The organism is Actinomyces sp. Marseille-QA0893, assembly GCF_976954355.1.
In genome coordinates, this window is the sequence record NZ_CDRJSY010000001.1 from 536378 (window position 1) to 559800 (window position 23423).

Annotated in this window: 14 protein-coding genes and 2 tRNA genes; 3 read left to right on the forward strand and 13 right to left on the reverse strand. The window is 58.7% G+C overall.

Features of this window, described 5'->3' with window-relative positions; translation table 11 throughout:
- The first annotated feature begins 205 nt into the window (after positions 1 to 205).
- Entirely contained in the window at positions 206 to 1054 is an 849-nt protein-coding gene (locus ACWNMW_RS02555) for a hypothetical protein (protein WP_449489916.1), read from the forward strand.
- Positions 1055 to 1415: 361 nt separating this feature from the next.
- Here ACWNMW_RS02555 and ACWNMW_RS02560 read toward each other — a convergent pair whose 3' ends face one another.
- The 5 genes from ACWNMW_RS02560 to ACWNMW_RS02580 form a co-directional block, all read right to left on the reverse strand.
- Complete coding sequence (locus ACWNMW_RS02560; RefSeq protein ID WP_449489917.1) at positions 1416 to 2885, reverse strand: LPXTG cell wall anchor domain-containing protein; 1470 nt, start codon at positions 2883 to 2885, stop codon at positions 1416 to 1418.
- Between the two features lie 233 nt (positions 2886 to 3118).
- Complete coding sequence (gene rpoC, locus ACWNMW_RS02565) at positions 3119 to 7018, reverse strand: DNA-directed RNA polymerase subunit beta' (protein WP_449489982.1); 3900 nt, start codon at positions 7016 to 7018, stop codon at positions 3119 to 3121.
- Positions 7019 to 7033: 15 nt separating this feature from the next.
- Entirely contained in the window at positions 7034 to 10519 is a 3486-nt protein-coding gene (gene rpoB, locus ACWNMW_RS02570; RefSeq protein WP_034501295.1) for a DNA-directed RNA polymerase subunit beta, read from the reverse strand.
- Positions 10520 to 10756: 237 nt separating this feature from the next.
- Positions 10757 to 10830: transfer RNA gene (locus tag ACWNMW_RS02575), tRNA-Ile, on the reverse strand.
- Between the two features lie 59 nt (positions 10831 to 10889).
- A complete protein-coding gene (locus tag ACWNMW_RS02580) occupies positions 10890 to 11477 on the reverse strand; it encodes a LytR C-terminal domain-containing protein (RefSeq protein WP_449489918.1) in 588 nt (195 codons plus the stop codon).
- A gap of 120 nt (positions 11478 to 11597) precedes the next feature.
- Between ACWNMW_RS02580 and ACWNMW_RS02585 the strand changes: the two genes are divergently transcribed.
- Positions 11598 to 12284 (forward strand): uracil-DNA glycosylase, encoded by a 687-nt coding sequence (locus tag ACWNMW_RS02585; RefSeq protein ID WP_034501292.1) that lies wholly within the window; start codon positions 11598 to 11600, stop codon positions 12282 to 12284.
- Positions 12285 to 12370: 86 nt separating this feature from the next.
- Here the strand turns inward: ACWNMW_RS02585 and ACWNMW_RS02590 are convergent, their stop codons facing one another.
- The 8 genes from ACWNMW_RS02590 to ACWNMW_RS02625 all read right to left on the reverse strand — a co-directional run bounded on the left by ACWNMW_RS02590 (position 12371) and on the right by ACWNMW_RS02625 (position 22016).
- On the reverse strand, positions 12371 to 15736 hold the full coding sequence (locus ACWNMW_RS02590; RefSeq protein WP_449489919.1) for an RICIN domain-containing protein: 3366 nt from the start codon (positions 15734 to 15736) through the stop codon (positions 12371 to 12373).
- A gap of 312 nt (positions 15737 to 16048) precedes the next feature.
- A complete protein-coding gene (locus tag ACWNMW_RS02595) occupies positions 16049 to 16228 on the reverse strand; it encodes a hypothetical protein (RefSeq protein ID WP_449489920.1) in 180 nt (59 codons plus the stop codon).
- Positions 16229 to 16323: 95 nt separating this feature from the next.
- Positions 16324 to 16629, reverse strand: a complete 306-nt coding sequence (locus tag ACWNMW_RS02600; protein ID WP_009408760.1) for a metal-sensitive transcriptional regulator — start codon at positions 16627 to 16629, stop codon at positions 16324 to 16326.
- Complete coding sequence (locus ACWNMW_RS02605) at positions 16626 to 18308, reverse strand: FAD-dependent oxidoreductase (RefSeq protein ID WP_449489921.1); 1683 nt, start codon at positions 18306 to 18308, stop codon at positions 16626 to 16628. The genes ACWNMW_RS02600 and ACWNMW_RS02605 overlap by 4 nt, the downstream gene beginning before the upstream one ends.
- A gap of 203 nt (positions 18309 to 18511) precedes the next feature.
- Entirely contained in the window at positions 18512 to 18928 is a 417-nt protein-coding gene (locus tag ACWNMW_RS02610; RefSeq protein WP_449489922.1) for an SdpI family protein, read from the reverse strand.
- A tRNA-Thr gene (locus tag ACWNMW_RS02615) sits at positions 18920 to 18995 on the reverse strand. The genes ACWNMW_RS02610 and ACWNMW_RS02615 overlap by 9 nt, the downstream gene beginning before the upstream one ends.
- Before the next feature lie 207 nt (positions 18996 to 19202).
- A complete protein-coding gene (locus tag ACWNMW_RS02620; RefSeq protein ID WP_449489923.1) occupies positions 19203 to 20054 on the reverse strand; it encodes a DsbA family protein in 852 nt (283 codons plus the stop codon).
- Between the two features lie 111 nt (positions 20055 to 20165).
- On the reverse strand, positions 20166 to 22016 hold the full coding sequence (locus ACWNMW_RS02625) for a serine/threonine-protein kinase (protein WP_449489924.1): 1851 nt from the start codon (positions 22014 to 22016) through the stop codon (positions 20166 to 20168).
- A 208-nt stretch (positions 22017 to 22224) separates the two neighbouring features.
- On the opposite strand from ACWNMW_RS02625, the gene ACWNMW_RS02630 reads away from it, so the two are divergent.
- Positions 22225 to 23355, forward strand: a complete 1131-nt coding sequence (locus tag ACWNMW_RS02630) for an ABC transporter ATP-binding protein (RefSeq protein ID WP_034501279.1) — start codon at positions 22225 to 22227, stop codon at positions 23353 to 23355.
- Positions 23356 to 23423 lie beyond the last annotated feature (68 nt).

Sequence of the window (23423 nt, forward strand, 5' to 3'; positions counted from 1 at the left end):
TTCCCCAGACAACGTTCGTCTTTGGGATTTGTGGCAGGCCGTTGCGCTCTCCCGCATATTCGCATCAGCTGCGCTCGCCCGAAGCGTCCGTATATTTACCGGAAGATCCGCGTTGCTCCTTCACTCAATCCCTACGTGGGTCACGAATCCCAATGTTGAGTATTGGCGGAAAGACGGGTGTAGAAGAACTATCCCCTTCTCTTGTGTGCAGTTTCAGAACAAGAGCGTTCCTCCGTGTGCGATTACTCTGCGTTCTGAGCAACCCCACGCGGTGGTACGACTTCCCGAGGGCCTCGTTGTTGAGTCTATTGAAAGTGCAGTAGTTCGAATTGCACTCAACGAAGAACCTCTTGAGACCTTTGTCGCCGCATGTATGGCGTTACATTCGCTTTCAGACTTTTCGCGTTTTGCGCTGGAAATCTCTCGCACTCGCGTTGAGATAGCAAGAGAAAAACTATTCGCCGTTTTAGATGATCGGCGATCGCACAGGAACTTTGCGATCGCACATTCGATTCTCGCTTTTGCCGACGGTGGCTGCGAAAACATTTTCGAGGCCGCGGTTCTTTGGGTAGTTCGCACTCTTTATTCCGGCGAAGTTGCGACGCAGTTTGAGATTCACGGCAGATATGGTCGCTACTTCGGCGACATTGTTATTCCCGCTCTCCACCTGATCATCGAGACAGATGGAGTGAGCAAACTTTCTCTTCAGCGTTCAGATGGATTATCCGCAGAAGGCGCATGGATGCAACGCCAGCAGGATCTCATTAATCTCGGATGGAACATCTTCAGAGTCTCTTGGGCAGACCTTGAAGACTTCGCAGCTTTACGTCGTGCTATTGCCTCACATTTAGGGATAAGACGTCTTCCGCCGAGTTCAGAATGCGCACAAATGTGGTCTCTTCCCAGCGCTGAATGCGATGGACCGAAACGTCGCATCCATACAAAGAGACATCGCTCAGCCTCATTTGTGAGCGCCGATGACCAACCGGACTCCGGGTTTGGCTCACACATTCCTGTTATAGCTCGCTCACCTGCGGCCTCAGAACAGCAATAGGCCCGGAATCAGTGAGCTAAACCAGGAGATGGCGGAGTACAGAGTGAGAAGTGCGAAGGGCAGAGTGCGGAGGACGACGCGCCGCGGACGACAGAAGACATACGGAGGACACCGACCGGTCCCGATATAACGACACACAACGGGACAACAGCAGAAGACAGACGAAGGCCTTAGCCGCCACGCAGAAAGTCTCTCTCCCCGACAGCCTCGCTCCCTGACCGAGGTCGGGCCCGCGGAGCTTAATGCCGGGGCGCCACGGCGGTATCAGCCCCGTCACCGACGATGGCAATCACAGGGGATGCACGAGGGCCCGGCCCCTCGTGGGGACCGAGCCCTGTGACGTTGTCGACCGGATCTCCGATCAGTGTGCGCGGCGCCTCGCCGCTACGAGGCCGACGCCAGCGACGCCTAGCAGGCCGACGAACGCGATGGCAACTCCGGTGTTTGCGCCGGTGCTGGCAAGCTTGTTGCCTTCAGTGCTCTTGCTGCCCGTGGGCTGCGGCTGCTCAGGAGTCGGCTGGGACTGCTCGGCAGTGGGCTGCGCCTGCTCAGGAGTCGGCTGGGACTGCTCGGCCGTGGGCTGCGGCTGCTCGGGAGTCGGCTGGGACTGCTCGGGAGTCGGAAGCTCGGGGAAATCGCACGTCGAAGACTGCGAGGTATCGGATTCGACGATGGCTGCACCACTCGTCGTCGTCCCCGAGATCTTCACGAGCGGAGTAACCTCAGCGCTGCCGGCGATAAGGAACGAGAACTTCACCGACCCGTTGGCGGGAAGCTCCAGATTCTTGAAGGTCAGAACCTTACCCGCGACCGTCGGCTCGGGGGCGCCACTGACCGACTGGGGAACGTAGGTGGCGTCGTCCGACAGGGTTGCAACGACCGTCTGAACCGACTTGACATCACGGTTCGGGTTCGTGATCGTCACGCCGATGGTGCGCGTCGCGGTGGAGTCGGCGCCCGGCTGGGCGACGGCGCACGTCGCGGAGGACAGCGCGACCTGGCCCTTCGGCGAGAAGGAGGTGACGAGAGAGTAGTCGACCGTCGCATTCGGCTCGAGGGTACGAGTCCAGCTCAGAGCCATGCCGTTGTCCCGGTTGGAATCTGCGCGCTCGAGCTTGTTGGGCAGCGGCGTACGATTCTCGACCTTATCCCAGACCTGGTAGAAGGCACCGTAGTAGTAGTTCGAACCGGCGGTCGTCGGGACGAACTGTTCGACTCGGCCACGATCCGAATGCTCGCCGGTTTCCGGATCCTTCGCTCGACAGATGACCGTCCCCGTGTTTGCGTCGTACTCGCCGAAGCCGTAATCGTCGTCCTGGAGGTAGCAATCTGCCGCGTGGTAGAGAGTAAAGTCCTGAGCTGCACCCGAGACGTTCTTCACCGAGGTTGTCGTCGCGTAGAAGTCATTGCCCGTTGAGTAGGTATCCGTCTGCGTGATCTCGAATCCGCCGCCGCGAACGACAGTCGTGAGGACCCACGGATCGGCTTGGGTACCCATGCCGGACTTCGTTTGCGAGACCGGCGTCCAGGCGATCGTCCCCATGGATTTCGCCGAACGAGATTTCAGCACACCCGGACCGAAGAGCTCGGATCCCACAGCGAGGAAGGTTCCACAGTCGGCTGGATTCGTAGTGGAGTAACCGTTGTAGAACTCGTTGTACCTATCGCCCTTGTAGTTGATCGAGCAGTTGAGCGTGTCGGAGATGGCGATCCGGACAAGCGGACCTTCCGTATCCTCAATCGTGGGACCGGCGGCGAAGGCTGCCAACGAGTTGAGAACGAGGGTCGCGGAGCCGAGCGCAGCAATGACCAGCTTCTTGGACAGGCGCATGAGGAGACATCCTTAAGCGTTAACGGATAGTGTGCAGCCAATCTAGCATCCGCGCGTCAGCTTTCCAAATTGTTGAACTTGTAATGTTCGATCGTCGCCGCCAGTGCTTGATCTGCGCCGCCGTGAGACATCCCCGGCGCGCTCAGGGCAAGCAAGCAGACACGACAAGGAACCCCGGCCTCGTCACGCTTACGCGGAAGAGGCCGGGGAGCTTCAGGAAACCGCTGAGGCGGTCACTCCTTGAAGGTCATACCGAAATCGATTGCACCAAGGGCATCCAGGAAGTCCGCGGACACCTGGCCGTCTTGGAAATCGAGCTCGGTGTAGTTCGAGTTCGCCAGAGCCTCGGGCGTGGGCTCGACCGTAACGTTGTTGTAACGCGACAGGCCGGTACCAGCCGGGATGAGCTTACCGAGAATGACGTTCTCCTTGAGGCCAAGAAGCTGATCCGACTTGCCGTTCATTGCGGCCTCGGTCAGGACCTTCGTGGTCTCCTGGAAGGATGCAGCAGACAACCAAGAATCGGTTGCCAGCGATGCCTTGGTGATACCCATGAGCATCTGACGACCGGAAGCCGGCTGTCCACCCTCGGCAGCAACCTTACGGTTCTGCGCGAGGTAGGCCATGCGGTCAACCAGTTCGCCCGGCATGAAGGTCGTGTCACCCGGCTCCAGGATGGTGACCTTGCGGAGCATCTGGCGAACGATGACCTCGATGTGCTTGGAGTGGATACCCACGCCCTGATCGCGGTAAACCTTCTGGACCTCGTCGACGAGCTGCTTCTGGGCCACGTTACGGCCCATGATGCGCAGAACTTCCTTGGGATCCAGCTGACCTTCGGTCAGTGCGGTACCGGCATCGATGTGCTGCCCCTCTTCCACCAGGAGCTTCTGGCGGCGAGAAACCTCGATGACCAGGTCTTCCTTGGCGTCATCACGGATGATGACGATGCGACGCACCGAAGGATCTTCGTCGTCAATGTGAACGCGACCAGCGGCCTCGTTCATCTTGGCTTCAATCTTCGGGCTACGCGCTTCGAAGAGTTCCTGAACACGCGGCAGACCCTGCGTAATATCGGCTGCCGAGGCCGCACCACCAGTGTGGAAGGTACGCATCGTCAGCTGGGTACCGGGTTCGCCAATCGACTGAGCGGCGATAATACCGACGGCCTCGCCGATGTCAACCTGCTTGCCGGTGGCCAGCGAACGACCGTAGCAGGTCGCACAGGTGCCGACCTGAGATTCACAGGTCAGGACGGAGCGGCAGACAACTTCCTCCACGCCAGCTGCAACGAGCTGTGCGAGCAGATCGTCACCCAAGTCGCTTCCTGCCGGAGCAACAACGGTACCGTCTTCTGCAACCGCATCGCGAGCAAGGGTACGTGCGTACGCCGTGGTCTCGATGGTGTCCAGAGCTTCCCACTCTCCCGCAGAGTTCTTCTGCGCGATCTGGATGCGCACGCCCTGGCGGGTGCCACAGTCGGCCTCGCGAACGATCACGTCCTGCGAGACGTCGACGAGGCGACGGGTCAGGTAGCCCGACTCTGCCGTACGAAGAGCGGTATCGGCCAGACCCTTACGAGCGCCGTGGGTTGCGATGAAGTACTCGAGAACCGTCAGGCCCTCGCGGTAGTTCGCCTTAATGGGCTGCTCGATGAGCTTCTGCTTCGGGTCGGACACGAGGCCACGCATACCAGCAAGCTGCTGGACCTGCGACCAGTTACCACGTGCGCCGGAAGAAACCATGCGGTACACGGTGTTACGTGCCGTGAAGTGTTCACGCATATCCTGCGCGACCTCTTCGGTGCACTTGAGCCACAGGTCAACCAGCTCTTCGTAGCGGGTTTCCTCGAGGATGATACCGGTCTCGAACTGATCCTGGATCTCGGCGGCCTTGGCCTCGTAACGAGCAAGGATCGCGCGCTTGTTCGGGGACGCCTGAATGTCCGAGAAGGCAATGGTGATACCCGACCAGGTCGACCAGTGGAAGCCGGCCGACTTGAGGGCATCCAAGCAGTCCGCAACCAGGACATTCGGGTAACGCTCGGTGAGGGTGTTAACGATCTGGCCCAGCTGCTTCTTGCCGACGACCTCGTTCACGAAGGGGTAGTCAACAGGAAGCTGCTCGTTGAAGATCGCGCGACCCAGCGAGGTTTCCAGAATGATGTCGTCGCCCTCGCTCCAGCCTTCGGGAGCTTCCCAATCCAGCGGAGGAACGATACCCGAGAAACGGATACGAGCGCGCTGGTTCAGGTGAAGATCGCCGTTATCGAAGGCCATGCGGGCCTCGGCAACAGTGGAGAACACGGGGACGATTTCCTCGCCATTCTCATCGCGGGCAACCTCAACCGAGGGATCGGGATCCGAGGTCAGGTGGAACAGGCCAATGATCATGTCCTGAGAGGGCATGGCCACGGGGCGTCCATCCGAGGGCTTCAAAATGTTGTTGGTCGACAGCATGAGGATGCGGGCTTCAGCCTGCGCCTCTGCACCCAGCGGCAAGTGAACTGCCATCTGGTCACCGTCGAAGTCAGCGTTGAAGGCGCCACAAGCCAGCGGGTGAAGCTGAATTGCCTTACCTTCAATGAGCTGAGGCTCGAAGGCCTGAATGCCGAGGCGGTGCAGCGTAGGTGCACGGTTCAGCAGAACCGGGTGCTCGCGGATAACGTCATCGAGGACGTCCCACACCTCGGGGCGCTGACGCTCAACCTTGCGCTTTGCAGCCTTCACGTTCTGCGCGAAGTTCTTCTCAACCAGGCGCTTCATAACGAAGGGCTTGAAGAGCTCCAGAGCCATCTGCTTGGGCAGACCACACTGGTGGAGCTTGAGCTGAGGTCCAACGACGATAACGGAACGACCCGAGTAGTCCACGCGCTTACCCAGAAGGTTCTGGCGGAAACGACCCTGCTTGCCCTTGAGCATGTCAGAGATGGACTTGAGCGGACGGTTACCGGGGCCTGCGACAGGACGGCCACGGCGGCCGTTGTCGAAGAGCGCGTCAACGGATTCCTGAAGCATGCGCTTCTCGTTGTTGACGATGATCTCGGGCGCACCCAGCTCGAGCAGACGCTTGAGTCGGGTGTTGCGGTTGATCACGCGACGGTACAGGTCGTTGAGGTCAGAGGTCGCAAAACGGCCACCATCAAGCTGAACCATGGGGCGAAGATCCGGCGGAATAACCGGGATGTTCGTCAGAACCATGGACTCGGGCTTGTTGCCGGTCGCAACGAATGCGTTGATGACCTTCAGACGCTTGATCGCACGAGTCTTGCGGGGACCATTCTCGTTCTGAATGATCGAACGCAGCTGTTCGACTTCGGCTTCCAGATCAAAGGTCTGCAGACGCTTCTGGATAGCAGAAGCGCCCATGTCACCCTTGAAGTAGGTGCCGTAGCGAGCAACCATCGCGCGGTACAGGCGCTCGTCACCTTCAAGGTCGCCGACCTTGAGGGACTTGAAGCGCTCCCAAACGGTCTCCAGGCCTTCGATATCGCCCTCGTAACGACGACGGATCTTGGCCATGTCGCGCTCGCCAGCCTTGCGGCGGCGTTCAATCTCGGTTGCGGAGGCATCGGCAGCTTCGAGCTCAGCGATCTCGGCTTCCAAGCGCTCTGCGAATTCGTTGATAGCGGCATCGCGCTGGTTTTCGAGGTGGGTCTTTTCGACCTCGAGCTCGGAACGAAGATCCATCAGGTCTTCGTCACGGCCCTTCTCATCAACCTCGGTGATCATGTAGGCAGCGAAGTAGATGACCTTTTCGAGGTCCTTCGGAGCCAGATCCAGCACGTAGCCCAAGCGCGAGGGAACACCCTTGAAGTACCAAATGTGGGTAACGGGAGCTGCCAGGTCGATGTGACCCATACGCTCACGACGCACCTTGGAGCGCGTCACCTCGACACCACACTTTTCGCAGATGATGCCCTTGTAGCGCACGCGCTTGTACTTACCACACGCGCATTCCCAGTCGCGGGTGGGACCGAAGATCTGCTCACCAAACAGACCGTCGCGCTCGGGCTTGAGCGTGCGGTAGTTGATGGTCTCCGGCTTCTTCACTTCACCGTGGCTCCACGAGGCGATGTCCTCGCCCGTGGCCAGGGTGATCTTCAAACTGTCGAACGTCTTGGCGTCCAGCAAAGTCATTGCTCCTTATCAGATCGCATCGATGGTCGCCGCGGCGTTCGGACGCGCATCAAGAGTGATGCCCAGTTCCTCACGCGCATTGAAGTCGTCATCTTCTTCACGCAGGTCAATCACGTTGCCGGCTGCGTCGAGAGCTTCGACGTTCAGGCACAGCGAACGCATTTCCTGGATCAGAACACGGAAGGATTCGGGGATGCCGGGCTCGGGGATGTCCTCGCCCTTAACGATCGCCTCGTAAACCTTGACACGTCCGGTGGTGTCATCGGACTTGATAGTGAGCAGTTCCTGAAGGGCGTAGGCTGCGCCGTACGCTTCCAGGGCCCACACTTCCATTTCACCGAAGCGCTGGCCACCGAACTGGGCCTTACCACCCAGAGGCTGCTGCGTAATCATCGAGTACGGGCCGGTTGAGCGAGCGTGAATCTTGTCGTCAACCAGGTGGTGCAGCTTGAGCATGTAGGCGTAGCCCACTGCAATCGGGTACGGGAAGGGTTCGCCAGAGCGACCGTCGAACAGGCGCGCCTTGCCCTCGGCGTTGGTGAGGACGTCACCATCGCGGTTGGGGTTGACGTTGCGCAACAGACCGGCGAGTTCTTCGGCCTCGAGGCCGTCGAAGACGGGGGTTGCCACGGGGGTCTCGGGGGCGACGACGATGCCTTCTTCGGGAAGGTGCTTCGTCCATTCTTCGCCAGCCTTGACGGCTTCCGAGGCGTCCCAACCCTGGTGGGCGAGCCAACCAAGGTGGTACTCGAGCACCTGGCCGACGTTCATACGGCCGGGGACACCCAGCGGGTTGAGGATGATGTCAACCGGGGTGCCGTCCTCGAGGAAGGGCATATCTTCGACCGGGAGGATCTTGGACACAACGCCCTTGTTACCGTGGCGGCCTGCCATCTTGTCACCAATGGTGATCTTGCGGCGCTGGGCAACGTAGACGCGAACCGTCTGGCGCACGCCGGGGTTGAGATCGTCTTCGTCGTCGTTGAATTCACGAACGCCAATGACGATGCCTTCTTCACCGTGGGGAACGCGCAGCGAGGTATCGCGAACCTCGCGAGCCTTCTCACCGAAGATGGCGCGCAGCAGGCGCTCTTCGGAGGTCAGTTCGGTTTCACCCTTCGGGGTGACCTTACCGACGAGGATGTCACCGGCGGTCACCTCGGCGCCGATGCGAATGATGCCGCGCTCGTCCAGGTCCGCGAGGGATTCCTCGGAGACGTTGGGGATATCGCGGGTGATTTCTTCCTCACCGAGCTTGGTTTCGCGCGCGTCGACTTCGTACTCTTCGATGTGAATCGAGGTGAGGACGTCCTCTTCGACAACGCGACGGCTCAAGATGATGGCGTCCTCGTAGTTGAGGCCTTCCCACGACATGTACGCAACCAGCAGGTTCTTACCCAGTGCGACTTCACCATTGTCGGTGGCGGGACCGTCGGCGAGCACGTCGCCTTCTTCCACGCGCTGACCTTCGTCAACAATCACGCGCTGGTTCGTGCAGTTACCGGGGTTGGAGCGCTCGAACTTCTCGAGGCGGTAGGTGTCGCGTCCGCCTTCATCCGTCGTGACGACAACCAGGTCTGCCGAGACCTCGGTGACAACACCGGAGTGCTGGGCGATAACCATTTCGCCAGAGTCGTGTGCGGCACGCTGCTCCATACCGGTACCCACCAGCGGAGCTTCCGTGGTGAGCAAGGGCACGGCCTGACGCTGCATGTTCGCGCCCATGAGGGCTCGGTTTGCATCGTCGTGCTCGAGGAAGGGGATGAACGCGGTTGCCACGGACACCATCTGGCGAGCAGAAACGTCCATGTAATCCACGCGATCACGAGCGATGAGTGTCGGGTCTTCGCCGGCAACACGGCACAAAACCTGCTCATCGATGAAGTGTCCATCAGCATCGACCGGCGAAGAAGCCTGTGCGATGAAGTGGCCCTTTTCGTCATCGGCGGTCAGGTACTCGACTTCGTCGGTGACCTGTCCGTTGCGGACGATACGGTAGGGGGTCTCGATGAAACCGAAGGGGTTGATGCGGGCGAAGGTTGCCAGCGAACCAATCAGACCAATGTTCGGGCCTTCAGGGGTTTCAATCGGGCACATACGACCGTAGTGCGAGGGGTGAACGTCACGAACCTCCATGGAGGCGCGGTCACGAGACAGACCACCGGGACCCAGGGCCGACAGACGACGCTTGTGTGTGAGGCCAGCCAGGGGGTTGTTCTGGTCCATGAACTGTGAGAGCTGCGAGGTTCCGAAGAACTCCTTGATTGCAGCCACAACAGGACGGATGTTGATCAGGGATTGCGGCGTGATGGAGTCCGTTTCCTGCGTGGTCATACGCTCACGAACGGTACGTTCCATACGTGCAAGGCCCGTACGCACCTGCGCCTGGATGAGTTCGCCCACGGCGCGGATACGACGGTTTCCAAAATGATCAATATCGTCAGACTCGACGCGAACCTCGACGGGTTCACCGTGACGGACGCCTGCGAAGGTCTTCTCACCGGCATGCAGGGCAAGCAGGTACTTGACGGTCGCAATAATGTCGCCGATGGAGAGCACCAGTTCGGGGCTATCGGCCGGGGTGTCAACAGCGAGCTTCTTGTTGATCTTGTAGCGGCCGACCTTTGCCAGGTCGTAACGCTTGGGATCGAAGTAGAAGTTGTGCAGCAGAGCCTCAGCGGCTTCAACGTTGGCGGGTTCGCCCGGACGCAGCTTGCGGTAGATATCGGTCAGCGCCTCGTCGCGGGTACGAACGGTGTCCTTCTCGAGGGTCTCAAGAAGCACCGGGTAGGCGGCGAAGTGCTCGCGGATCTCGGCCTCGGACAGGCCAAGAGCCTTGAGGAAGTGCGTCACCGACTGCTTACGCTTACGGTCGATGCGCACGCCCACGGCGTCACGCTTATCGATTTCGAACTCGAGCCATGCACCACGGCTGGGAATGATCTTCGCGTTGAAGATTTCCTTGTCGGATGCGCGATCCGAGGTCCGCTCGAAGTACACGCCCGGCGAACGGACGAGCTGCGAGACAACGACACGCTCGGTGCCGTTAATAATGAACGTGCCACGGGGGGTCATGAGCGGGAAATCGCCCATGAAGACGGTCTGCGACTTAATTTCGCCCGTGTTGTAGTTCATGAACTCGGCTGTCACGTACATGGGTGCCGAGTAGGTGTAATCCTTAGCCTTCGCCTCTTCAACGGAGTACTTCGGTCGTTCCAAGCGGTGATCGCGGAACGAAAGCGACATGGTACGAGCCACGTCTTCAATCGGCGAGATCTCTTGGAAAATTTCTTCAAGACCGGAGACATCCGGAACATCTACGCGTCCAGCAGCCTTTGCGGCATCCACGCGTGCTTTCCATGCATCGTTTCCCAGCAACCAGTCAAAGCTTTCGGTCTGCAGGCCGAGCAGATTCGGTGCCTGCAGAGGCTCGCGGAGCTTAGCGAAAGAAATGCGGTTCTTGGGCTGGTTGGCAGTGTTGGTACTTGCAGCCAACGGGGGTCCTTCCCTGCGTTTTCATTGCGCGCACACGCTTTTCGACCCATTAACTGACACCGTCCGCATCCGCCCAGCGCCTATTACAGCGAATGGATACGGGTCACCTCGGGCACAATAAAGCGCAAATACTCATCATAGGCACAGGGATATAGGGGCGCAACGCTCGACAGACAATATGTCCAACCTCACGTTCAGGTTGCCCCCAGAACTACTTCAGCGTAGAAACGCTTCCAGTGCCCCAAGTCGGGCTTGAACCGACGACCCACGGATTATGAGTCCGCTGCTCTGACCGACTGAGCTATTGGGGCTTAGAAAGTGTAACGCGAAGTATTGCCTTCAGCGCAACACGAGCCCCGCAGTCCCCTAGTTACTTGAGAACAACAACAACGTCGGGATCGCCCGTCTGCGTTTGAACAACGCGCGAGATTCCCAAGACTTTTGCGACCTCTTCAGCGGTGGGCTTGAGGTTGGGATCCTCGTAGTAGACGGTCGTGACTTCGGTATCCCAGCCACGCGCATTTGCGGCGCTTGCACCATCAAAACCGGCGTTAGCCAGTGCAGAAACCTTCTGCGCAGCAAGACCTTGAGTTCCGGTTCCGTTCAGCACGGAAATCTTCGCGGAGTGACGCACCGGGATGCTCGGCGAGGGAGAGGGGGTCTCACTTGTCGTCGCCGACGCGGAGGGCGAGGCGGTGGCCTCGGAAGAAGGAGAAGCAGAGGGAGTGGTCGCGCTTGCGCTGGCAGATGCCGTCGCAGTGACGCTGCTCGTAGCCTTCGGCTGCGAGCCACCCGAGGTCAGGATGTGGCTGATCCCCCATGCGGCCGCGGGAACAATCACCAGCACTGCGAGGAAGGGCCACACGCTCTTCCAACGCGAGGGCTGCTGAAGGTGCATGCCCTGGGGCATGTCTTCGCCGGCGCGGTCAAATTCATCCTTTGGATACTGAGAAGTCACGGTTTCAGAGTAGCGAAAACACTATCCCCGCGCATAGTCCCTCTCCGCGTGGCTGAGATTTCCCCATTTCAACCGATTGACGAGGCCGCGGCTAGGCAAGCCTGCGGCTACAGTAGGTCCGTGGAATCTTTGGATCGAGTGATTGACCCCTCGTGGGCACGTGCACTGGCCCCGGTTGAAGACAAAATTCATGAGCTAGGTGCGCAGCTGCGCGCTGAAGTCGAGGCTGGGCATGGGTATCTTCCCGCCGGAAGCGATGTCTTACGCGCTTTTACCTACCCTCTGGATCAGGTGAAAGTCCTCATTGTCGGCCAAGACCCCTACCCCACTCCCGGGCATGCGATGGGCCTCAGTTTTTCTGTTGCACCCGGCGTTCCTTTCCCCGCATCTCTGCGCAATATCTTTAAGGAACTCACCACCGACGTGGGCGTTCCCATGCCAACCAGCGGGGATCTGACCCCTTGGTCCAGACAGGGAGTGTGCCTTCTCAACCGCGTATTGACGGTTCGCCCCGGACAGGCTGGCTCTCATCGGAAGATGGGATGGGAAGAAGTGACCTCACGGGCCATTGATGCTCTGGTTGAGCGCCGCGATTCCTCGGGGAATCGTCTTCCACTGGTTGCAATCTTGTGGGGACGAGATGCGCAGTCTCTGCGCGAGCAGTTGGGGGATACTCCCGCGATTGAGTCTGTGCACCCCTCTCCCCTGTCGGCCAGGCGCGGTTTCTTTGGCTCGAGGCCTTTTAGCCGCGCAAACGCGCTGCTTGCGCAGCAGGGGGCAACAGCGATTGATTGGCGACTTCCCTAAGGCGAGCGTGTTCAAAGTCGCCACTCAGTGAAAAGGGGCACCCGCGTACTCTGCGCGGGCGCCCCATCTCTATAGAGTTCTAGCGATTACTGCTTGATGAAGCGGAAACGCTGAGCCTTTGAACCGTTGTATCCGTAGGTCTGCAGAGGCGTTCCATCAGCATTTCGCCCGCCCTCTAGGTCGAGGAACAGCAAGGGGGCAACAGCGGATGCAATGGCTAGATCACCGTTCTCGGTCTCGACGACCATCCATTTCTGCGCATGAGTACCGTTTGCAGGTTGTTGAGTCACCTTGGTCCCAAAGGCTTTGCTGGCACCGTAGACATCCAGAACCTTCCCTGAGCCAACATTCGTCAAAATGACATAGCCCTGAGCATCGTGACTGACACGCCACTTTTGCGCTGAACTACCATTCGCCGAATAGAGCCACACGCGTGCGCCGGCGTCCTGTGACGCCCACTGAACATCCAGACGCTTTCCGGGAGCGGCAATCGGTTCGATCTCGTAAATCCCATCTTCGACAAGGCCACGCGTTGCATCGGCGGCATCATCAAAACGACTGATGGGGTCGTTGAGCTTGTCGAGGCGCCACTGCTGAGCGGTCGTGCCATTTGCAAGGTAACCGTCAATGGGTCTGCCATTTTGAGCAATACCGGCACTGAGGTCGACGACCAATCCCGTTCCCACATTGCGAAGCATGTAGGCCCCGCCCGTGACCGAAGTGATCACCCACTTTTGATTCGGGTTATTCAGATCCGTTGTCCAGAGCTGAAGTTGGCGGCCCGGAATGGGCGTCCCATCTGTACTATCCAGGGATTTATTCGACCAGACATTTTCGAGGCGGTAGTAGCCATCGCCGTCACGGGAGATCTTCCACATTTGGTCGTGGAATCCGTAGTTGGTCCACGCATGGACCTTTGCGCCGTTATCCAAAGAATAATCCGCAAGAGCCATGATCATGTCAGGGTTCACAACACTGGAAATCGAGTAGTAACCCGGGGCAATATCTGCCTGTCCCTCAGCACTTACGGATGGCTTCGTCGGGATAAACGCGAAGCTCTGAGCGTCTGAGCCATTGGCCGTCCACAGTTGAACGTTTGCGCCGGAGAATCGCCCTCCCGCCGAGATATCAAGGACAATCGAAGGATCCAAGGCGGAAACAATGGTGATACGTCCCTTGTCACCGGTCACGATCTTCCATTTTTGAGCACGGCTCCCGTTACCGCTCCACTGAGCGACATTCGTTCCGGGGCGGGATGATCCCCACTGCGCGTCAAGGACCTTACCCGAGGCGACATTCGTGATGGTCGCAAGGCCTTCCGCATCGTAGGAAACCCGCCATTTCTGAGCGCCACTTAAGTTCGCGTTCCACAGCTGGACATTCGCGCCATCATTTCGGCTCGCCGCCCAAACATCGAGCACCAGGTCATCTGCGAGCGCGGACTTGATGTAGTACTCGCCCGCTTCAACCGACGACTTAGTACCCACGCCATTTTGGACGCGGATCTTCTCGAAGGAATTGCCGTTCTTCTTGTAGTAGATAATGACGGAGTCTGTCGCATCCCACAGTGCGTGGGTATAGCCTTCTTTCGCGCTGATTGAGTCAGAGAATTCAACTTGGTAGCAGGTGTGACCGCCTGGACACAGCTTCTTGAACTCGCTTTCGGCCTTGTCCATGGGAACGATCCAGTATTCAAGCCCGCGGTAGGGCGAAGCCTCGGATTCCATTGCTTTGGTCTTCGTCAGGTTGAAGACACCTTTCGCTTTACCCGGCTGCGTACTGGCAAAGGTTGATGACTCATACCCCGCAACATCAATGCCCGGATTGAAGAACAGGATGAGCTCCGCAGCGATTGAGGCATCTACATCGGTCATTTCAAGGCGCTTGAGTTCATCTTGCTTTGCGGTAGAAAGCTCGGTAGGGGTCGCAGGATGTCCCTTGTAGTAGTAGAGGTAGCGATCCCCGTAGTAGCTCTGCGTGAATCGCGCATAGTCTTCAAAGCCAGTCTCCTGCTTCAGGTGGGTTCCGAGCATGAGCATGACTTCTTTGCCCTGTTTCTCAGCGTCGTTGAAGTAGCCGTCATTGAAGTTATAGAGGGCCTTGAACTGAGCTGTCGCTTCAGCAGAGGGCGCGATATTGGTCTTGAGCAGAGCAGAGATATTGACGGCCTTGACCTTGGAAGAGCTCTGAACTTCCTTGGCGAATGCGTCTCCATCTCCGGGCGAGCTCAGCAGTTTCGGCCGGGAGAGCCACCACTGTGCATTCGGTTCAGAATCAACCATCGCCCACAAGTACGGCGACATCTCCCAAGTACTATCAGCAGGGTACTCGGCACGCCCCTTGGCATAGGTCTTTGCCTTCAGGTCTTTCCACTCACGCATCAATCGTTCGTGCGTCCCCTTGGGATTTCCATCTTTATAGACGTCTGGGAACTTCACGTAGGAGTACGCACCGTCAGTGATCAGACGGATCGTGTAGTGATCCTGCGGGATTTGATTCGCGTAAATGACTTTCTGGACAACGTTGACGAAGATGTCAACGACGTAGAGGTTGATCGTCGATGAGGGGTCCAGTTCGCGAAGGTCGCGCACGTAGTCGGCGACGATGTCGATGCGATCACGGAACTGCTGCGAGGCCTCGTCGAAGCCACCGGGTTGGAGGGCGATTTCCTTTTCGGACAGGTAGGGAAGCCCGTAAACGCCGTAGTTATCAGCCTCAGGTCCGGGCAGCGCCTTCCAGTTGTACGCGTTCGGGCGCTCAAACATCGCGATTACCGGGCCGGATTTACGAATCGAGTTTTCTCCCCACAAGTTCAAGGAGAACATCGCTACGGGTAAGGTCGCGCTGACCGGTGCGATGTTGTAGCTATCTGCAGTCACGCCAATAGTTTGGTTGGACAGAGCGCGAACAGTGTTCCCGTTCTTTTCCAAAGTAACCGAAGCAGTGAATTTTCCGAAGGTTCCAAAGTCGAGAGAGTAGTTTCCCTCCTGCACCTGAGCGAGTGGAATCTTCTTGTCGATCTCGCGAGTGACCTTACCGCGGTAGTTCATCGTCACTCGAACGTGAACAGTATCGATTGTGTCTGCGATATCGGCTGCGGCGTCATCGCCGAGGCGCACTCGCACCTGGGTGGTGTTCCTTTGCGGCTCAAGAAGGATTTCCGAGGCGACAGTTGAGCGAGCGACACGCCTACCTTGGGTGGTGGGCGTGGGGGCTTCTTCGGGTGCGAGTGAGGCGCTGGATTCAGGAGTGGCAGTCACCGAGGCTTCAGAAGGCTGCGAAACCGTCTGCGTCGTATGCGGTGCCGTTGGTGTTGCGTCAGTGGAGGGAGCCGTAGGAGCGGCCTGTGCGGGAAGTACGGCGGTTCCGACTCCAAGCGTGGTGGAGAGCAGTGTTGCAATGAAAATGCGTCGGAGGGTGTGCTGGCGCGTCGAAGGATATACACGGTGCATGAGGAGTAAACCCATCTGTCGTGAAAAGCTCAGGTGCCAATTGGGGGCGCACCTTTGCGTAGGCTGGATGGACAGTTGCGAGTTTACCGAGCCAAGGGAGTATTTGTTGCTTCGACAACCCGAATTTATTGGATTCAAAAATGTTTTGAAAGCTTGAAAACACAGGGGAAAAACAGGAGTCGGTTTCCCGGATAAAAACGGATACCTCTCTATCCAATCGGCACACCAGTAGCGTCCTACATAGTGGAGTAGGTTATTCGAGCGGTCAATCCTTCCGCGCGCGGCGCGCGACGATGCCAGAAGGGCCGAGGGCTAGCTGCAGAGACTACCGAAGAAACCGCGTTTCTTCTTGGCGGCGGCGTACTCCTCTTCGGTATGGTCCTTATCGCACCACTGTTCCGGGGGCACTTGTTCCCTCACCGAGTCGATGTGCTTGCCGCAGCCCTTCCAGGTGATCTTTCCGCATACCTCACAGGTGGTGGGTCGACACATGATTGTCTCCTTCGTTGATCGGGCCTCGAATCCGTCAGCAGATCCGCTGCATGGTGTGATGAGGTTTTTCTAGGCGGGCTGATGGCTGTGTCGCATCAGCCTAGCCGGAGGAACAATTGCTCGAGTTCTTCGATCGAGATGCTCCCGGTTTTGACTAGAGATTCTTCCGCCTCGGGTGTCGGAGCATCATCGTTTTCGAGGATGGAATCCTCGATCGCGCACTGCGACATGATCGTCGCAACCGCGAGGTAGCTTGCGCGTTTCATCGCGGAGTTAACGGCCGCGAACTGAGTCAGCACGTCCCGACAGTTCGCATCTCCACTCTCAATGTGGTCGATGAGGCTGTCGAGCTGCCCGCGAGCACGCTTCAGGCGATTGACAACCTGCTTGCGCGTCGTCATGAGCGCCCCTCCCCCGTGACGAGGACGGCCTCGGCCCGATCGCCGAGCCATGCGCGCAGCGTCTGGATGCCGCCCGACAGCATGGTGACGTTGAAGCCCGCGTGGCGCACGATGCGGTAGCCGATCCAGGAGCGCACGCCCGCCGCGCACATGACAACGAAAGGCTGGTCGCCGACGCTCTCGTCGACCCAGGCGCGGACTTCATCGAGGCGGTCGCGCAGCTGGGTATGGGGGATGTTGAGTGAGTTGGGCATGTGCCCGGCCGCGTACTCCCCTACCGTGCGCACGTCGAGGACCGGCATGTCTTCGGTCAGAGCGTCCGGACCGGTGAGGATAAGTTCGCCGGTCACCACGTTGTGGGCGACCATACCGGTCTGGTTGACGGGGTCCTTGGCCTGGCCGTAGGGCGGCGCGTAGGCGAGGTCCAGGTCGATGAGGTCCGTCGCCTTCAGGCCGGCCCGCATGGCGGTCGCAATGACGTCGATGCGACGGTCCACACCGTCGGCGCCCACGGCCTGCGCGCCGAGAATCTGTCCGCCGGTGCCGACATGCATGAGGATGTGCACGGGCTTGGCGCCGGGGAAATAGCCCGCGTGCTGGTTAGCGTGCGTGTGCACCGTGAAATACTCCGCGCCCGAGGCATCGAGGGCCTGGCGGTTAGCACCGGTCATGGCGGCGGTGAGGCTCCCAATCCGGACGATCGCGGTGGCCTGGGGGCTCGGGATGGGGCGCGCGGTGGCCTCGCCATGCTCGACGTCGGCAATAGCGTCGGCGACGAGGCGTCCCCCGCGGTTTGCGGGTCCGGCCAGGGCGACGGGGCGGTCATGGTCGCGACCCATCGTGCCATCGCCGACCGCGTAGACATTGTCCACGCTGGTTCGCCCGTGCTCATCGACGAGGATGTAGCCGCGCTTGGTCTCGATACCCGCGGCCTCGGCGAAGGCGGTGTCGGGGCGGACTCCAGTTGACAGGACGATGACGTCGGCACTCAGCTCGGTTCCGTCGGAGAGTGTCACGCAGTCTTGATCGCCGCCGTGGGTGACGGACTGGGCGGCAACGCCTGCATGGACGCACACGCCAAGAGCGCGCAGCTCCTGCGTGACCAGCGTGGCCATCTCGACTTCGAGGGGCGGCAGGACATGCTCGGCATACTCGACGAGGTGGGTCTCGAAGCCTCGCTGTGCGAGCGCTTCGGTGGCCTCGATGCCGATGAACCCGGCACCCAAGACAACGGCGTGCGTGCCCGATGCCTCGCGCAGGGCGAGGGCGTCGTCGACCGTGCGCAGGGTGTGCACGCGTGGGGAGTTGAGGCCGTCAATCGGGGGGCGGCTGGCGAGGCCGCCCGGGGAGAGGATCAGGTGATCGTAGGTGAGCGCGTAGGCCTCGCCCATCTCCGTGTCGGTGACCTGAACGCTGTGCGCCACCGGGTCGATCGCGGTGACCTCGGAGTTGATGCGCACGTCGAGATTGAGCGCCGCCTTGAGCGATTGCGGGGTGTGGAGGAGGAGCTTGACGGGATCTTCGATCTCGCCGCCGACGTAGTACGGGAGCCCGCAGTTCGCGAAAGACACGTACTTGCTGCGCTCCAGCACGATGATCTCGGCGCCCTCATCGCGCCTGCGCAGGCGCGCCGCCGCGCTCATACCACCCGCGACTCCTCCGACGACGAGTACTCGCATGTGCGGCTCACTTTCTGGCTTAAGCTTTTGTCTACTTCCCCTCCCCCAAGAATACCCCAGGGGGTATTGGAAAACATAGTTCCAACATACACAGCAGACCCCACACCCTTCGAGAAAGCCCCTACTTCTGACTCGAAATTATTGGACGCACAAGGATCACCGAATTCATTTTTTCCTTAATTCTTTCGGAGACCTCACCGGTTCTACTCTGGTTTTTGTGATGGATCGGAGTTACTGCTCGCCTTGTATATCCATATAATTCCGACGAGACTTTGTGCACTAAACACAACTACCGGAATAAGCGGAGAAATGATCTCGTGGTAGATTCCTTGAAGAATGAAGAGTAAACCTGAATCTGCATAAGCAACGGCTAAGCAGATGAGTGGTACTGAACCTGCTCGTTGAACCTGATACCAGGACGACTCCGACTCTGATGCCGCCTTACGTACATTGAGCGCGATAGTACGTTTCAACCCGCAAAGCACCCGCGCAGCCACAACAAACAACAGATATAAATAAGCCGGGCACCCACTTTCCAGCAATAACAGGGAAAACAGGTCACCCGACCAGCGCCAGCCACCAAACGGGGCGTACCCGTTTGGACTGAATAATGGAGCCACCTGTCGGACTCGAACCGACGACCGTCCGCTTACAAGGCGGGTGCTCTACCAACTGAGCTAAGGTGGCAACCCACATAGTGTGCCATGACTCAGGCCGCAAAGACGAATTTAAAACCGCAATATGGCTCACATGCCACTTCACGTCCCTCCCCATCACCGGACACAGCTCGCAAAAGCTCAGGGGACGTCTCACAAGATACAAAAGGGGCGCATGCGCGACCATGTCACGCACGCGCCCCTGAAAAGCACGATCATATGAGAGCGATCAGCAGCATCACTTCGATGCAGATGCCGGACCGGCAGCTTGAAGCTGAGCAGTAATCACGGGATAGAAATCCTTGACACTGGTTGCCTTGACGCCCTTGAAATCAACGACGGCTTTATCGTTCACAACGAACTCAGGAGTTCCCAAAGATCCATTTTCGCGACCGTCAATCTTCGCCTCAGCCCACGTGTTGGTCGACTTGGTCAGATAGTCATTCACACCGTTTTCGGGGAAGGTGTCAATAACATCTTGCGGAATTCCTACCTGCGCAGCGATTTCTTTAACCTTTGTAGCAGAAGCAGACAGGTCCTGAACAACGGTTCCCTTGCCAGAGTTGTACTGATCATTGAAGTAAGACAGTAAGGCGTTGTGGAACTTCATCCACGTTTGCGCATCGACCTTTTGTGCGGCGACCAGAGCCGCACTGGTTGACGCATACTGATACGCGGCCTTCACCGTATTCACGGGCTGGTACTTGATGTTGTACTTACCAGCAAGAACGTCCTGGCTAACCTGCTCACCAAAAGCCACATCGTATGCAGCGCACACGTGGCAGGAGTAGTCGAAATACTCAGTCAGCGTCGGAATGGATTCGTCAACCTTTCCAATACCAAGGTGGGAAACAACAACGGGTTCACCATTTGAATACGCACCGAGCGCAGCCGATCCGGCCTCGGCAATTTCTGCCTTCTTGCGGTTGGACTGAACGATCACCGCAGCAATTGCCACGATGATGACAACCACAATCAGCGCAACCAAAGAAATGATGATGTTGCGAGTCCGGCGATCTGCACGCGCCTGTTCTTCACGCAGTTGCTGCGCCTTTGCGCGCACATCCTGCGAGCGGGAAGACTTTGCCATTATTGCGGGCCTTTCTGTTGAACTGCATTCAAGACTAGCGAGCAATGCCCATTTACGCACCGATACCAACGCAGCCGCGCCATATTTCATTCCATGCGCACCAGCTGAACCTTAGAAATTCAGAGCTAGAACAGCTGCGACGCCACCGGAAATGAGCAGACCAAGAAGTACTCGCATCCACGTCTTGGGAACGCAGGTCGACACGCACACGCTCACTCCATCACGCAAAGCGGATCCCGTTGGCATCACCCACATTCCCCACAAAGCAAGAGTGGTCAGAACCCAAGTCAAGACAACCCACGAGGGACTCCCCGCAAGCCACGCATCAGACGTGATCGGCGCATGGCCGGTCAGTACGAGCGGAAACCACCATGTTCCGGGATCTCCGAAGGGGGTGGAGAAGAATCCAAAATCGGGAGACAAACCGAGAGGCTCGTAGAGGCCTCGGGAAAAGAGAATCCACTGTCCCCACGCCAAAGCGGCCCCGGGGGCAAGACCAACCGCAGTAGAGAGAATCCCACCCAGCCCGGTAAAAGGAGCAACACCGAGTGCAGCCCAGGTGTCACTCGATCGCGCTTCTTGATTGATGATCCTCCGATTTTCACGCCATTTATAGGCGCTCCCGAGCACTGCGAAGAGCGCGACGATCACCCCCACGCTGATCAACCCGATCAACCCCCTATATAAAGGAATCAGCGCCAGAGCAGAAAGAATGATCAACCCTAAAATATTGGCCGTCTTCACCTGCTGAGGAATATACGCGGGTGCTTGGGTTGCGAATTCGATACTGGGAGGGATCGACGCCTGTCGATATCCATCCTGAGCGGGAAGGTAGCTTGTCCCCGTTGACGAGGCCATGGGATGCGGGTAGTTAAAAAGCGAGGTTTCGTCGATACTTGGCTGCGCGCCACCCATGAACTGCGGATATACCTGAGTTTCATCCGGAGATGAAAAGTCATTCGCTAATGCCGCAGTGCGATCCGGATCGAACTCTTCAATGACCGCGGTCTGTAAAGCATCGTCGTCAAAGACCTGAGTTTCCTCGTTAGCGGAGTCATCTGCGACCACTGAGACACCGGGGGTATCCCCTTGACGAACAGGAGCCAAGAGCCGTGCCCAATTGAGGTTTTCCCACGCCTGACTTCCCCCATAGATCGCAATCTTTTCAAGGGGGAACCCGCCCCAGTGCGCAAGATGACGGATGATGTAGTCAGGGTTTGGGCGAAGCTGAGGATCCGGGTGAAGTCCTTGGCGCATGAGCTGAGCGACAGACGAATCGAGGCCGGCGGTGTCGGGATCCCCCTTGAGCACCCGATCCAAGATCGCAGCGGTCACACCACTCCCATAGGGCGGGCGCCCAGTAAGTGCCGCAAGCAAGGTAGCCGTCCACGCCCACCAATCTGTCGTTGCCGAGGCCGAGGCCCCCTTGAGTAATTCGGGTGCGGTATATCCCGCGGTTCCCGATACCAGACCGGTTTGAGTCAGGCGCGCCTCGTCCTGTCCCATGGCGATACCGAAATCGATGAGCACCGGCCCTTGCGGGGAGCAAATGACATTCGAGGCCTTCACATCGCGGTGAACAATCCGACGAGCATGAACATCTTGAAGGGTTTGAGCGAGCGCCCCGCCGATCGCCGCAACGCCGCCGACATTGATCGCACCGCGGGAGAGCAATTCGGAAAGCGTGGGGCCTGGAATGTACTCACTGACGACGAAGGGTTGAGTTGCATCGATCTCGATGTCCAGGATGTGGGATACTCCCCCACCGCGAATGGAATTCACCGTTCGAGCTTCTCGAAGGAGACGCTCACGGTAGTCATCATCGGCGGCGAGCGCGGGGTGAAGAATCTTGAGGGCTACGCGCTCCCCGGCCTCGTCGCAGGCAAGCCACACGGTAGCAGCGCCTCCCGCACCAAGTCGTTTGAGGAGGCGGTACCCACCGATGATCTCTTGCTCACGCACCCCCCAAGGGTATCGAATGCCCAGCTCATTTCGAATCTCTTCTATGCACTTCGTTTTAAATCGAGCTGGATTTTTCGCAAATCCTGGTGCTATCGTGAGTAAGTACGCACTTCACACAGGTGGTGAAGGACGTGCGGCGACAGTGAAGACGCTGTCGTCTGGTCTCTACTAAGGATCGTCCGGCACGTACCGCCGGTGGAGGTTCAATATGGCAACTGTAACTTTCGATAAGGCAACCCGAATCTACCCCGGGTCAGATAAGCCCGCTGTCGACCAGCTCGATCTTGAGATTCAGGATGGTGAATTCCTGGTTCTCGTCGGTCCCTCCGGTTGTGGCAAGTCCACCTCGCTGCGCATGCTCGCAGGTCTTGAGGATGTGAACTCTGGCCGCATCTTCATTGGCGATAAGGACGTCACCGACGTACAGCCGAAGAACCGCGACATCGCAATGGTCTTCCAGAACTACGCCCTCTACCCGCATATGACCGTGCGCGAGAACATGGGCTTCGCACTCAAGATCGCAGGCACTCCCAAGGATGAAATTAACAAGCGCGTTGAAGAAGCCGCACGCATCCTTGACCTGGAGCCCTACTTGGACCGCAAGCCCAAGGCTCTCTCCGGTGGCCAGCGTCAGCGTGTTGCTATGGGCCGCGCAATCGTTCGCAAGCCTCAGGTCTTCCTCATGGATGAGCCTCTGTCCAACTTGGACGCCAAGCTCCGTGTCCAGACCCGTACCCAGATCGCCTCGCTGCAGCGCGAACTTGGCGTCACCACGGTCTACGTGACCCACGACCAGACCGAGGCTCTGACGATGGGCGACCGCATCGCGGTTCTCGCCGGCGGTCTCCTCCAGCAGGTCGGCACCCCGCAGGAAATGTACGAACGCCCCGCCAACGAATTCGTCGCAGGCTTCATCGGCTCCCCCGCCATGAACCTCGGCAAGTTCAAGGTTGAAGGCAATGTCGCAAAGCTCGGCACCGCAGAGGTTCCGCTTTCGCAGGCAACGCTGGATGCCATGGTTCCCGAAGACGAAGGCAAGATCACGATCGGCTTCCGTCCCGAGGGCCTCGAGGTCGTTTCTGCAGAAACCGAAAACACCATTCCGATCGAAGTTGAGTTCGTTGAGGAACTGGGTTCGGATGCCTACATCTACGGCCACCTGGCAGGTGCAGATTCCGGCCACGGTCTGGGTTCCGGCAGCGAAGGCAAGGGCGAACAGCTCATCGTCCGAGTTCCTCCGCGCACCGCTCCCAAGCCTGGCGGCGTGATCCACACCCGCATCAAGGAAGGACAGCAGCACAACTTCTCTGCGTCCACCGGCGAGCGCCTGCCCGAGTGACCTACTCGGCGTCTAGACGCTACTAAGGGCTAAACCACGGGGCCCGCAACCATACACGGTTGCGGGCC

Bases quoted from the DNA above. Each gene is read 5' to 3' on its own strand.
- ACWNMW_RS02595 (WP_449489920.1), bottom strand. From the start codon at position 16,228: ATGTGTCGACCCACCACCTGTGAGGTATGCGGAAAGATCACCTGGAAG.
- ACWNMW_RS02620 (WP_449489923.1), bottom strand. From the start codon at position 20,054: ATGGCAAAGTCTTCCCGCTCGCAGGATGTGCGCGCAAAGGCGCAGCAA.
- ACWNMW_RS02630 (WP_034501279.1), top strand. From the start codon at position 22,225: ATGGCAACTGTAACTTTCGATAAGGCAACCCGAATCTACCCCGGGTCA.
- ACWNMW_RS02560 (WP_449489917.1), bottom strand. From the start codon at position 2,885: ATGCGCCTGTCCAAGAAGCTGGTCATTGCTGCGCTCGGCTCCGCGACC.
- ACWNMW_RS02590 (WP_449489919.1), bottom strand. From the start codon at position 15,736: ATGCACCGTGTATATCCTTCGACGCGCCAGCACACCCTCCGACGCATT.
- ACWNMW_RS02600 (WP_009408760.1), bottom strand. From the start codon at position 16,629: ATGACGACGCGCAAGCAGGTTGTCAATCGCCTGAAGCGTGCTCGCGGG.
- ACWNMW_RS02605 (WP_449489921.1), bottom strand. From the start codon at position 18,308: ATGCGAGTACTCGTCGTCGGAGGAGTCGCGGGTGGTATGAGCGCGGCG.